Genomic DNA, 12,668 nt, shown 5'->3' with positions numbered 1-12,668 from the left:
CTCCGTCCCGAAGTGTGAGAGGACGTTAACTTGGGCATCGAGTGGCAATCAGGGCACAGGGCGTCACAAAATCATGACGATGTGACTGGCGTCACCCACTTGGCTCAGGCCGAAAGTTGTGAACACCGTCACAGCTGAGCGAGGGCGATCCCATCCAGGATGTCGTGCTCGCTCACGACGAGTTCGTCCACGCCGGTCAGCCGCTCGGCCAGCACCTGGAAGATGAGACTGCCGCCGCCGATCACGTCGACCCGGCCGGGGTGGATCACCGGGTCGGCGGCCCGCTGGTCGTGGTCCAGCCGGAGCAGGTCCTCGCTCGTGGCGACGAGCTTCTCCTTGGCGATCCGGGAAAGGTGGATCGCGTCGGAGTCGTACTCCGGCAGTCCCAGCGCGATCGCCGCCATCGTGGTCGCCGTGCCGGCCACCCCGATCCACGTCTTGGCCTCGTGCACCGGGACGACGTCGAACGCGGACTGCAACACCTGGCCGGCCAGTTCACGCGCCTGCGCGATCTCCTCGGCGGTGGGCGGATCGCTGCGCAGGCACCGCTCGGTGATCCGCACGCAGCCGATGTCGGTCGAACGCGAGGCTTTCGGCGTCGCCTTGACACCGTCCCACGTGCCGAGGACGAGTTCGGTCGAGCCACCGCCGACGTCGACGACCAGGAACGGCCCGTCCTCCGGGTCGAGGTCGCCGACCGCGCCGGTGAACGCCAGCGAGGCCTCCTCGTCACCGGAGATCACCTCGGCGGGCACACCGAGGACAGCTTCGGTCATCCCGAAGAAGTCGTCCCGGTTGCCCGCGTCGCGCGTCGCCGACGTCGCCACCATCCGGACGCTCTCCGCGCCCTTGCGGCGCAGGATCGCGGTGTAGTCGGCGAGCGCGATCCTGGTGCGCTGCAACGCTTCCGGGTTGAGCATCCCGGTCGCGTCGACCCCTTGGCCGAGCCGGACCACCCGCTGCTCGCGGTGGACGTCACGCAGCCAGGACGTACCGTCGTCCCGTTTGGTCACGTCCGCGACGAGCAAGCGGATCGAGTTAGTCCCACAGTCGATGGCAGCAACCCTTGGCATGCCATCAACTTACAAGGTCTGCTACGCGCCCGAGGTCTTGCTGGTCGACGACTGCTTGGTCGATTCCGCCGGAGCACCCGAGGTCGGCGAACTCGCCGGGGGCTTGTCGGACGAACTCGTCGCAGGCGGCTCCGAAGGCGGGTTGGACGGCGGATTCGACGGCGGGTTGGACGGCGGGTTCGAAGGAGGGTTGGACGGCGGGTTGGACGGGGGGTTCGAAGGAGGGTTGGACGGCGGGTTCGATGGTGGGTTCGACGGCGGTGTGCTCGGCGGACTCGTCGGCGGCTTCGGCGTGATCGTCGTGTCGTGGCTGGGCGGCGGGTTCGACGAGCCGGGGTTGCCACCCGGCGTTCCCGGCGGCGGGGCCGGGGTGGTCGCGATCGGCGTCTGCGCGGGCGCCGCCTGCGCGTTCGGGTTGGTGTTGTTCCCCGTTGTCACACCCGTGCCGTCCGGGATGGTGCTGACACCGGCCTCGTACGCCTTCGCCCAGAGCAGGACGGTCCGGACGTAGCTCTCCGAGTGGTTGTAGCGGAACACCGCGATGCCACGCTGCTGGTCGTTGCTCATGTCCAGGCCGCCGGAGCACAGGTACTTCCCGGCCGCGAGGGAGGCGTCGTAGAAGTTGTGCGGGCTCTTGACGTTGTCACCGTTGCCGTCCGCGGCGTAACCGGCCCAGGTGGACGGGATGAACTGCATCGGGCCGACCGCGCGGTCCCACTGCGTGTCGTCGTCGAGCGCGCCGCGGTCGGTGTCCTGGATCGCGGCGAAACCGACGCCGTTGAGCACCGGGCCGAGGATCTTCTCGAGCGTGTTGCCCTTGGCGTCCACCGCGCCGCCGCGGCCGTGGTTGGACTCGATCCGGCCGATGCTCGCCAGCAGTGACCAGTGCATCCTGCAGGTCGGCTGCTGCGTGGCCAGCAGGAACTCGGCCTTCTTGTACGCCTGCAGCGCGCTGCCGGGGATGCCGAGCGGGCCGCTCGGGGTGTTGATCGGGTCGCCTGCCGAGGCGAGCCCGTCCGGGTCGCCGATGACGCGCATCAGCTCGCTGGACAGGCCGTCCACCTCGGGCAGCTGACCGCTGGCGCCGAGGTCTTCGAGGTCGATGCCGAAAAAGCCGCGCCCGAGGCCGTTGGCCAGCGGCGTGATGGACTTGTCCTCGGCACTCCACCCGCTGACCGCGTCGCCCGCCAGTGCGGCGGGCACGAGCAGCAACGCCGCTGTCACGGCCGCCAGCCCGCGCCGGCGTCGCAGGTAGCGCAGCATTTTCCGTCGGGCAGCCCTATTCGCAGGCGCTGGCACGAACGACACGGACCGGCCTCCCCGGTTTCGGATTTCCTGTGGCTCCGGTTCCCTAGGGTGCCTCATTCGAGCGAACTTTTCACCGGCCATTGGTCTGATCGGAGCAACGTCACTTTGTTCGACAGTTACCAGACATCTCTTGTTAGCGGCCGGTGAGTGTTTTCGGTTTCCCGACTCGTGCGGGCGTGCCAGATCTCAGCCGGCGTGGTCGACTGCCTGACAATCGCCGGCAGGCCATTGGTCCTCGATCAGCCGCAGCGTCTCGTCGCCGAACGGGTTCACGCCCGGCCCACTGGCCATCGCGTGTGCCAGGTGGACGTGCAGGCACTTCACGCGCCCGGGCATGCCGCCCGCGCTGACCCGCGTACCGAGCGACTCGATCGCGTCCCGCTGCGCGAGGTACGACTGGTGCGCCTGCTCGTAGTGCTTGGCCAGGTCCTCGTCCTCGGCCAGGCGTGCGGTCATCTCCTTCATCACGCCCGCGGCCTCCAGCGTGCTGCACAGCGAGGTCAGCCTCGGGCAGGTCAGGTAGAACAACGTCGGGAACGGCGTGCCGTCCTCTAGTCGTGGATTGGTCTGGACTACGGCGACGTGACCGCTGGGGCACCGGGCCGCGACGGCGCGCAACGCGCGCGGCGGCCTGCCGAGCTGGGCCGCAACGACCGCGCGGTCCGCCTCGGTGACTGGCTCGAACTGCACCTGGCTATCTTTCCTTGATCGAGTCCCAGAGCTGCTGGAACCACGGCTGCTGCGGCCCGGGTGGGGCGACAGGCTGCTGACCAGGCTGGGCACCGGCGTCGCCGGGCAGCTGGACCATGTACGGGGTCTCGCCGGGCATCACGTAGCGCAAACGCTTGCGTGCCTCGGCGAGGATCTGGGCCGGGTCGGACAACTGGGCCTTGCGGGCCTCCAGCTCCTGCACCTGCGCCCGCAGTTCGGCCTGGCGGCGTTCCTGCGTGGCGACCTCGTCCCGCTGGGAGAGGTACGTCCGCAGCGGGACGGCGACCGACAGCGCCAGCGCACAGACCACCGTGGCGACGATCGCCGCGCGCCGCGTGGTCGCCTGACCCATCAGGGTCTTGGCGAACCGCGAGCGCTGCTTGGGCGCCGGACGCCTGCGCGGCGGCGGACCGTCACCGTCCGCCCGCGCCGAGGCGGGCCTCCGCCTCGGCGGGGGCTCCGGGGCGTCCTTCGCCGTCTTGCCCGCTGCCGGCTTCGACTTCGTCGAGCCGGGGCGGCGCCCGAACCGGCCGCGCCGGTCCGGGCGCTCGGCGCCCTCTGGCTTGTCGTCGGACTTCGCCGACGTGACGAACCCGCGCGTGAACCGGCCGCGCCGCGAAGCCGACCGCTCCGGGCGCTGCGGAACCTCACCGGGCTCGTCAGCCATCAGCTCTCCGGGTTGAAGCGCGGGAACGCGAGGTCCCCGGCGTAGCGCGCGGCGTCACCGAGGGTCTCCTCGATGCGCAGCAGCTGGTTGTACTTGGCGACGCGCTCGCTGCGGGCGGGCGCGCCGGTCTTGATCTGGCCGACACCGGTCGCGACCGCGAGGTCGGCGATGGTGGTGTCCTCGGTCTCACCGGACCGGTGGCTCATCATGCTCTTGTAACCGAAGGATGTCGCCAGCGACACGGCGTCGAGCGTCTCGGAGAGCGTGCCGATCTGGTTGACCTTCACCAGCAGCGCGTTGGCCGCGCGGCGGGAGATGCCCTCCTCCAGCCGCTCCGGGTTGGTGACGAACAGGTCGTCGCCGACCAGCTGCACGCGCTCGCCCAGCTCCGAGGTCAGCCGCACCCAGCCGTCCCAGTCGTCCTCCGACAGCGGGTCCTCGATGGAGACGAGCGGGTAGTTGTCCACCAGCTCCTTGTAGTACGCGGCCATCTGCTCGGCGCTGCGCTTCTCGCCCTCGAAGGTGTAGGCGCCGTCGTTGAAGAACTCGGTCGCGGCGACGTCGAGCGCCAGCGCGATCTCGCGACCGGGGCGGTACCCGGCCTTCTCGACGGCCACGAGGATGAGGTCGAGCGCTTCGCGGTTGTTGCCGAGGCTCGGCGCGAAACCGCCCTCGTCACCGAGGCCGGTGGCCAGGCCGCGGCTCTTGAGCACCGACTTGAGGGAGTGGTACACCTCCGTGCCCCAGCGCAGCGCCTCGCGGAACGACTCGGCGCCGATCGGGGCGATCATGAACTCCTGGATGTCCACGTCGGTGTCGGCGTGCGCGCCACCGTTGAGGATGTTGAGCATCGGCACGGGCAGCACGTGCGCGTTCGGCCCGCCGATGTAGCGGAACAGCTCGAGCCCGCTGGAGTCGGCCGCGGCCTTGGCGACCGCGAGGCTGACGCCGAGGATGGCGTTGGCACCGAGCCGCGACTTGTCCGGCGTGCCGTCCAGGTCGACGAGCTTCTGGTCGACCACGCGCTGCTCGACCGCCTCGATCCCGGTCAGCTCCGGCCCGATCTCGTCGAGGACGGCGGTGACGGCCTTCTCGACCCCCTTGCCGAGGTACCGGTTGCTGTCGCCGTCACGAAGCTCGACCGCCTCGTGTTCACCGGTCGAGGCACCCGACGGAACGGCCGCGCGGGCCAGGGTGCCGTCGTCGAGCGCGACCTCGACCTCGACCGTCGGGTTGCCCCGCGAGTCGAGGATCTCGCGTGCGCCGACCTGCTCGATTACCGCCACTGGTTCCCTCCCAGCTCACACCTTCTAGTCCCCGCACAGCCTAGTGGCCCGCGGATCGGCCCTGTTGAAGGCACGCGTCCCGGCAGGAGGGACTAGCGCGTCGCCTCTCGCCCGAACGGCGGTCCGCTCCGTAAAATGGAGTAGATGAGCGACATGGTTGCGGCGTTCCGGCAGGCCGAGCAGCTCGTGGCCATGCGCAGGCCCCTTGACGCTCTGGCGGCGCTGGCGCCGGTGCTGGAAGCGGAAGCGGACAAACCGAGCGTGCAACTGCTGGCCGGGCGGGCCTATCTCGGCTCTGCGCAGCTCAGAAGGGCGGAAGAGGCGTTCCGGAAGGTGATCGACCTCGACCCCAACGATCACTACGCCCGCTTCGCGCTGGGTCGCGCGTTGCAGCGGCAGAGCCGGTACACCGAGGCCCGGCGGCAGCTGCGGCTGGCCACGGCGATGCACCCGGTGCCCGAGTACCAGGAGGCCCTCAGCGAGGTCAACGCCCGGATCGCGCTGAACGAGGACGTGGACTGAAACCGCCCGGGCCGACGGCCCGGGCGGCTCTCGTGCGCGGTGGTCACTTCACGTGCAGGCCGCAGTCGAACGGGTCGGCGAGGCGGAAGTGCTGGCCGGTGATGATGGCCTGGGCGTCCTCGTCGTTGCAGATCCAGCCGTTCGGGCCGAACACGTTGTCGTACTTCGGCAGCGTGGCGTCGGAGTTGCGGACCACGTTGTACAGGCCGCGGTCGTAGACGTTGACCGTGGCGACGGAACCGTTGGGCGGCGTGTCCTGGGCGATCAGGTTGGCCGGCAGGCCCGCCGGGCGCTGCGAGTCGTCGACGTTGCCCAGGCGCAGGCCGGTGACGCCCCAGCCGCGGGCGACGGAGAACGGCGCGATGGCGTTCGGGTTGCCGACGACGACCGACGCGTCGTGCTCCTGCGAGGTGGTGGCGCAGTTGCCGAGGGTCGACTCGGTCAGGCCGATGCTCGCGAGGAAGAATTGGCGCGTGCCGGAACCCGCCTGCGGGATGTACGGCTTCACCAGCGGCACGCAGTTCGGCGTGCTGCGCTTGTAGATGTCGTTGAGCTGGGCGGTGGTGCGGGTGGCGGGCACGTTGCTCGTCGCGGCCGTGGCGAAGGTCAGGCCGTCCCTGGCGAACTGCAGGAACCGGTAGTTGGCCTCAGCCGGGTTGGATCCGACCCAGCGCGACGAGCGCGCGAAGTCGATGGTGTGGGCGTTGCCGTCGGCGATCAGCGCGGTGATGCCCGCGCTGGAGCCGTTCGGGCGGGTGATCGCCGCGGCACCGGACTTCGGCGTGATCGTCGCCGAGCCGGTGGCCTTCCACGAGGCGAGCCAGTCGGCCGGACGGCCGTTCTCGCTGTTGTACTGAGCGGCAAGGCCGTCGAGCACGTCCTGCGAGGTGTCCGAGCCGACACCCACGATGTCACCGGTCAGCGGCGCGAAGCCGGGGTCGGCGACCGCGTTGCCCGCGGCGAGACCGATCACAGCCGCTGCGGCACCGAGGGTGACCGCTGCCTTCCCTAGGATGGAGCGCATCGAGATTCTCCTTGTCCTCCAACGGTTTGCCCCGAGCGGGGCTGATACAACCGTCTCGCAGCGCCAAGATCCGAACCAGTGGTGATCGGCGAAGTCTGGTTTCCCGCCACACGCCCAGCTACTTAACGAGCAACAAACAACCCAGGGCGCCATGCGGGGTGAACCGGTCGTTCACCGCCGCGCCCGGCGGCGCGCATACCGTGGGACATCGACGAATATGTCCGAAAAGGAGTGCCGTGCCGACCCAGGAACCACCGCTGCCGACCGACGAGGACTTTGCCGACGACTTCCGGGGCAGTGAGCTGGAAGCGGTCGGCGTGTCCGCCTGGTTCGGCAAACGCAAGGTGCTGCAACGGGTTTCCCTGACCATGCCGCCGGGCAGCGTGACCGCGCTGATCGGTCCGTCCGGCTGCGGCAAGTCGACGTTCCTGCGCATCCTCAACCGGATGCACGAACTGGTCGCCAGTGCGTCGCTGGCAGGCGAGGTGCTGCTCGACGGCGTGGACGTCTACGAGCCGGGCGGGCGGATCACCGAGACGCGCAGGCGCATCGGCATGGTCTTCCAGAAGCCGAACCCGTTCCCGGCCATGTCCATCGCGGACAACGTGACCGCGGGCCTGAAACTGACCGGCGCCAAGGCGTCACGCGACGAAAAGCACCACCTCATCGAGCAGTGCCTGACCAAAGCCGGGCTGTGGAAGGAAGTCCGCGACCGGCTCAAGCAGCCGGGCGGCGCGCTCTCCGGCGGCCAGCAGCAACGGCTGTGCATCGCGCGGTCACTGGCCGTGCGGCCGGACGTGCTGCTGATGGACGAGCCGTGCTCGGCGCTGGACCCGACGTCGACCCGGCGGATCGAGGAGACCATCGCCGAGTTGCGCGACGAGGTCACGATCGTGATCGTCACGCACAACATGCAGCAGGCGGCCAGGGTGTCGCAGCAGTGCGCTTTCTTCCTCGCCGAGGACGGCACCCCCGGTCAGATCGTCGAGGCCGGGCCGACCAGGGACATCTTCGATGACCCGGTCGACCCGCGCACCGCCGACTACGTCAACGGGCGGTTCGGCTAGAGAAGGTTCGGCAGCACGGCCACGGCCGCGGACTGGTAGACCTGCCAGGTCGCGGCCACCACCACCGGTACGCCGACCAGCCACGTCTCCCAGCGGCCCCAACGGATCCGCGCCCACACGAACAGTCCGAACGCGAGCGCCAGCACCTGCAGCCACAGCACCAGCTCGATCAGCACACCGCTGTCCCGTTCGAGCGCGGCTTCTTCCGGCAGCATGGTCGTGGACCGGCCACCGGGCGGGGCGGCCACGTCACCGGTGAGCGTCGAGTCCACGAACACCGTGCGTTCCGGCCCGGTCCAGTCCCCGCCTTCCGCGCTGATCAGCATCAGGCGGCCTTTCCCGGCAGCGGGCGGTCGTGGGTCACCTTCCCGGCGCACCCGGTCGACGCGGTACGTGAACCTGCCCTGTGCCGTGGTGACGTCGACCTCGTCGCCCGCCTGGAGTTTGCCGATCTCCTTGAACGGCGCGCCGTACGTCTGCGCCCGTCCCATGAGGACGGATGTCCCCGGCTGGCCGGGCAGCGGGCTCGTGCGCCCGTGCCCGGGGCCGAGCGCGAGCTGACTGCCCGCGGTGCCTTCGACCACGACTTCACTGAGGCCGAGGCCGGGGATCTCCAGGAACGCGACCGGTGTGCCCGCGTCGATCTTGCCGCCGGTCGGCATGCTGGTGTCCGCGAGTGTCTCGCGTGCCTTGGCGTACAACACCGTCTGGGCGCGGTCGTATTGCAGCGGGGACAGCAACAGCAGATACCCGGCGAAACCCAACGCAAGCGCCGACAGCACGAGCAGCGCTTGCGTCAGGACACGGCTCTTGTTCATCGGGTTCTCAACCGCCGGATCCAGCGGCGGATCGGGTGTTGCGGCTGAGTCCACACCATGGCGCCGAACGCGATCACACCGGCGAGCACGGAGATGCCGAGCAGACCGGGCAGTACCCACTTGGCGAAGCCGGACTGGTCGGTGCGGGTCGCGACCGAGGTCGCGGCCTTCTCCACGGTCGGCGGCGCGGTCGAAGCACTGGCCGGGGCCGCCGAGGTGGGCGCGGCACCGGCCGGTGCGCCACCGGACCCGGTTGCGTTCGCGGAGCCACCGCCGCCCGAGCCGCCGCCGCTCAGGCCGGTGCTGTCACCCGGCGGAACCATGCCCTTGGCGGGGTCCTCGGACAGCCCCGGCGGCGGAGGCGGGACAGCGCCCTTCTGCTCACGGACAGCCTTCGCCGCGTTGGCGGCCTGTTCCTTCAGCGGGTCGCTCAACGGTACGTACCCGTCGGACAGCTGCCCTGCTTCGTAGCCACGGACCTGGCCCGGCCCTGCGGCGTGTTCCAGGAACTTCGCGTAGTTGTCCGCGGTGCCCGTGCTCAGGCCGGTCGTCGGAATCGCCGCGTACACGACGGACATACCGGGGTACGCGACCGCTTCCATGGCGGGGACATCCGGCGTCAGCACACCGGTCTTCTCGTCGAGTTTGGTGCTGCGCAGAGCGATTGCGAGCGAGTAGTCATCGGGCTTGGCGAACGTGCCGTCCTTGGTCTGCAGCGCTGCCTGGCGCAGGCCGAACACCTTCGAGTCGCCGAGGCTGGTGATCGCCAGCATCGCCCGGCTGCCTCCGCGTTGCCGTTCGCTGATCCGCTTGAGCGTGCAACTCGGTGGCGTGCCGACGCAGGTCTGGCCGAGGCTGGCGTACGGCCACGCCTGCACGGCGGTCACGGCCGCGTTGTACGGGCTTTCGGCGACGTTGGCGTACGCCGACAACATGATCTGCCCGAGCAGCGGGCTGTTGGGGTTGTCGTCGATGACCCAGTCGTCCCGCAGTTCGAGCTGCCCGATCGGCAGCTTGTAGCCCTTGAACTTGGGGTTGACGACCATGCCGTTCCCGTCGTCCGCGCCGCCGAGCCACGCCACCGCGTCCTTGTCGGCGGCGATGTACGAGGTGAGTGCGTGGATCGCGTCGGAGTCGCCGAGGGAGACCACCGGGTACTCCGAGCCTTCCCTGAGCATCTCGGCGTACCCGGCCAGTTCGGGGTTGAGCTTGTGGAACTCTGGATCCGCACCCCACCAGGCCGGGTTGTTCTTCACGCCGGGGTGGCTCGTGCTCGACGGGGAGTTCGTGCGGTAGGACTGGGTCAGCAGCTTGGCCAGCAGCCTCGCGTTCAGCTTCAGCTCGGTGACCTCCTTGTTCCGCGGATCGTCCAGGACGAACGAGATCGCCACCCCGGTGACCGCGACCGGTGCGTAGACCGTCGGTTTGGGGAGTTCGCCCTCCACCACCCGGGAGGTCAGCAACGCGTTCGTCGACCCGTCCTGCCACGGACCGCCGAGCGCTGTCATGTACTGGCCGCGAGCTTCACCGTCGCTCAGCGCGGTGTACCCGAGCTTGAACAGCTTCGTGTCGTGGCAGAACTTGGGCCGCCAGCTGTTGTTCAGCAACTGGTAGGCGTAGTAGGAACCGGAGAAACCCGTTTCCGGACGGCTGTCGATGGCGCAGCTGTCGGGCGACTCGCGGAACGACAGGTCGAACGTGAACCGGCGGGACCAGTTCGTCGGCGTGGCCCAGAGGTCCGCGCTGCGCAGCGTGGGCCTCGTGGTGTTGCGGCACATGCCCTTCAGCTTGGCCGGCAGGTTGGCGTCGGGCTGGCAGGTCGGGTCGCCGACCGGGATCACCACGAGTGAGCACGCCGCGGTGCTGGAGCAGCCGAGGTGCGGGTTCTCGAACGACGTCAGCAGCTCGATGTCGGCCTCGCCGGTACCGTCCGGCCTGGTGGACCCGATGTAGTTGTCCGGCATGATCGCGGTCTTCGTCGCCTCGCTGAACGCGGGCGGGTTGCTTTTGAGCACTGCCCCTTCCGGCCACCCGGTCGCGTCCTGGGTTCCGCTGTAGAGCTTGTGCTTGCCGTCGTCGCCGACGTCCCTTGCCTTGAAGGGCACAACGCTCTTGGGGGTGTCCTTGATGGGCAACGGGTTCGGCCCGTAGATGGTGCCGTCGTACGGGTGCGGGTCGGCCAGGACCACACCGGTGTTGATCACCGTCCCCAGGCTGGGGCCGCCGTTCCAGCACGTCTGCGGGGTGATCTCGTCCTTCGTGCCCCAGCACTGCATGACCACCACCGGATACGGCGTGCTGGTGCCACCGCTGATGCTGCCGGTGGGTTTCAGCCCCGACCAGGACACCTTCACGCGCTGACGGACCAAGCCCTTGGTCTGCGCCACGGTGATCGACGCCTGGTACTTGCCAGGTGCCTCGTTGAAGCTGTACGCGTCTTCCATCGCGCGGGTCTGGGTGACTGCCGAGGTCTCGTCCTGTTGCCCGGCCGCGGTCATCGGGAGGAACATCACGAGCCCGGCCGCGAGCAGCGAGACGACGCTGGTCAAGGCCAGCAACGGTAGGGCCTTACGCATCAGTATGTCCCCTCATGGTCGGCGCGGGCCGTACGCCGTTTGATCACTGTTCGAGCCACGATCGCGGGTACTACGAGGACGAGGAGCAGTTCGACGACGGCGAGGACACCGAGCGCGGTGTCGGTCGCGGCCCTGCTGGCCGCCAGTTCGGTCGAGACAGCGCTCGCTCCCGCGCCACCGCCCCCGCCGCTTGCACCGCCGATGGGCTCACCGGTGAGCGGGTCGATCGCGCCGCCACCGCTGGGGTTGTTCGGATCCCCTGCGCCGTTGGCGGGATTGTTGGGCTCTCCCGCGCCGCCGCCGGCTCCGCCACCCGCGCCACCGGCACTGCCGGAACCTCCAGCGCCGCCTCCAGTACCGCCACCTGCGCCACTACTGCCGCCTTCGGTGCCACACGGACCTTTGCCGACCTGGTCGCAGTCCTTGGGGAACGGCGCGGTGGCCGCGAGCTTGTTCGAGCCGGGGTTGGCTGGGTCGAAGGTGGGGTTGTTGCAGCCCGCGGCGTTCAGGCTTTTCTTCTCCGACCCCGGGATCTTGTGGACCTGCTCGTAACCCGCCTGCACCAGGTTCAGCGGCAACGGCGAATACCCGAGCGGACCGGCTTTCTGCTGACCCTGGCACAGGAAGTAGTACCCGAAAGCACCCAGGGTCTTGCCGGTGGCCTCGGTCAGCTGCCCGCTCAGCGAAGTCGGCAGGATCATGTACGAGTAGGACGACAGCGGATAGGCCCGCTTGTCTGCGTTGTTGTAGACGCCGTCCAGGATCTGGGTCAGGTACGTCGCCGGGTCGTTCGGGTTCGACTTGTCGATCTGCGCCTGGGTCAACGCGACCGCGACGTTGTAGTCGGTCGGCTCGGTGTAGAACCCGGCCTTGTTGAGCACTTTGGCAACCGGGAAGTTCTGCGCGCGGGCGTAGGAGTACTCGACGTAGCCGATCGCGCCTTCGCCGTACTGCGCGGAGATGTACGTGGCCATCTCGGTCGAGTTGCCCTTGGCGACCGAGCCGGGGAAGATCGGGAAGTACGACGTGACCCCGTTGTTCCAGATGGTGCCGTGCTGCTTCATCATCCACATGGTGAACTGCGCGGACGTGCCGGACCCGTCCGAGCGGACGATCGGGATGATCTTCTTGGACGGCAGTTTGCGGCCGTTGTTGTCGGCGGTGATCGCGTCGTCGGCCCAGTTGGTGATCTTGCCGGTGAAGATCTTGGCGATCGTCTCGCCGGACAGCCGCAGGTTGCGCACCAGCTGACCGCCGACCTTCAGGTGATACATGAACGAGGTGCCACCGGCGACGATCGGCATGTAGGCGTACGGCCGGTCGGACTTGTCGGTGTTGTGGTTGTTGTCCTTGATGCCGTACGGGATCTCGGAGACACCGAAGTGGGTGAGGTTCGCGGCGAAGTCCTGCCTGCCCCGGCTGGACCCGACCGAGCTGTAGTTGACCTGCATGCCGAAGCTCTTGACGTCCGCGATCCACTGCGCGATCGCGTTGGCGCTCCACGTCGAGCCCGAGCCGCTGATCGGGATGTAGGCCTGTGCGTGGGCCGGTCCGGTGGCCGCGCTCAACGCGAGCAGCACCGCACTGGCCAAGACCGCGGCGATCCGCCTGACCAT

The 12,668-nt window shown here is 68.9% G+C and carries 11 protein-coding genes; 2 read left to right on the top strand and 9 right to left on the bottom strand.

Annotated features, from left to right (window positions below):
• Window positions 1–128: 128 nt before the first annotated feature.
• The 5 genes from AOZ06_RS05985 to eno form a co-directional block, all read right to left on the bottom strand.
• Window positions 129–1,073 carry a Ppx/GppA phosphatase family protein gene (locus AOZ06_RS05985; protein ID WP_054288508.1) on the bottom strand — a complete coding sequence of 315 codons (945 nt, stop codon included), beginning with the start codon at window positions 1,071–1,073 and terminating at the stop codon, window positions 129–131.
• Window positions 1,074–1,094: 21 nt separating this feature from the next.
• The gene (locus tag AOZ06_RS05980; RefSeq protein WP_054288507.1) at window positions 1,095–2,336 is read right to left on the bottom strand and encodes a lytic transglycosylase domain-containing protein; all 1,242 of its coding nucleotides are present in this window, start codon (window positions 2,334–2,336) and stop codon (window positions 1,095–1,097) included.
• Window positions 2,337–2,567: 231 nt separating this feature from the next.
• Window positions 2,568–3,071 carry a DUF501 domain-containing protein gene (locus AOZ06_RS05975; RefSeq protein WP_054288506.1) on the bottom strand — a complete coding sequence of 168 codons (504 nt, stop codon included), beginning with the start codon at window positions 3,069–3,071 and terminating at the stop codon, window positions 2,568–2,570.
• 4 nt (window positions 3,072–3,075) lie between these two features.
• Entirely contained in the window at window positions 3,076–3,759 is a 684-nt protein-coding gene (locus AOZ06_RS55920) for an FtsB family cell division protein (RefSeq protein ID WP_157232866.1), read from the bottom strand.
• Window positions 3,759–5,045: a phosphopyruvate hydratase gene (gene eno / locus AOZ06_RS05965; protein WP_054288505.1), complete on the bottom strand. Its 1,287-nt coding sequence runs from the start codon at window positions 5,043–5,045 to the stop codon at window positions 3,759–3,761. Before eno ends, AOZ06_RS55920 begins: the two co-directional genes overlap by 1 nt.
• A 144-nt stretch (window positions 5,046–5,189) precedes the next feature.
• Here eno and AOZ06_RS05960 point away from each other — a divergent pair, with 144 nt between their 5' ends.
• Window positions 5,190–5,567, top strand: coding sequence for a tetratricopeptide repeat protein (locus AOZ06_RS05960; protein WP_054288504.1), 378 nt, complete (start codon window positions 5,190–5,192; stop codon window positions 5,565–5,567).
• 43 nt (window positions 5,568–5,610) lie between these two features.
• Here the strand turns inward: AOZ06_RS05960 and AOZ06_RS05955 are convergent, their stop codons facing one another.
• Complete coding sequence (locus AOZ06_RS05955) at window positions 5,611–6,591, bottom strand: type 2 periplasmic-binding domain-containing protein (RefSeq protein WP_054288503.1); 981 nt, start codon at window positions 6,589–6,591, stop codon at window positions 5,611–5,613.
• 302 nt (window positions 6,592–6,893) lie between these two features.
• Between AOZ06_RS05955 and AOZ06_RS05950 the strand changes: the two genes are divergently transcribed.
• A complete protein-coding gene (locus AOZ06_RS05950; protein ID WP_157233751.1) occupies window positions 6,894–7,658 on the top strand; it encodes a phosphate ABC transporter ATP-binding protein in 765 nt (254 codons plus the stop codon).
• Here AOZ06_RS05950 and AOZ06_RS05945 read toward each other — a convergent pair.
• From AOZ06_RS05945 to AOZ06_RS05935, 3 genes are read right to left on the bottom strand one after another with little or no spacing between them, the layout of a single operon-like run.
• Window positions 7,655–8,476, bottom strand: a complete 822-nt coding sequence (locus AOZ06_RS05945; protein ID WP_054288502.1) for a sortase domain-containing protein — start codon at window positions 8,474–8,476, stop codon at window positions 7,655–7,657. The genes AOZ06_RS05950 and AOZ06_RS05945 overlap by 4 nt on opposite strands.
• A complete protein-coding gene (locus tag AOZ06_RS05940; RefSeq protein WP_054288501.1) occupies window positions 8,473–11,052 on the bottom strand; it encodes a hypothetical protein in 2,580 nt (859 codons plus the stop codon). Before AOZ06_RS05940 ends, AOZ06_RS05945 begins: the two co-directional genes overlap by 4 nt.
• Window positions 11,052–12,668: a phosphate ABC transporter substrate-binding protein PstS gene (locus tag AOZ06_RS05935; RefSeq protein WP_054288500.1), complete on the bottom strand. Its 1,617-nt coding sequence runs from the start codon at window positions 12,666–12,668 to the stop codon at window positions 11,052–11,054. The genes AOZ06_RS05940 and AOZ06_RS05935 overlap by 1 nt, the downstream gene beginning before the upstream one ends.

This window comes from Kibdelosporangium phytohabitans (assembly GCF_001302585.1).
Lineage (GTDB): Bacteria > Actinomycetota > Actinomycetes > Mycobacteriales > Pseudonocardiaceae > Kibdelosporangium > Kibdelosporangium phytohabitans.
Note: the sequence above shows the minus strand (reverse complement) of the source record. Positions and strands in the feature narration are given on the sequence as shown.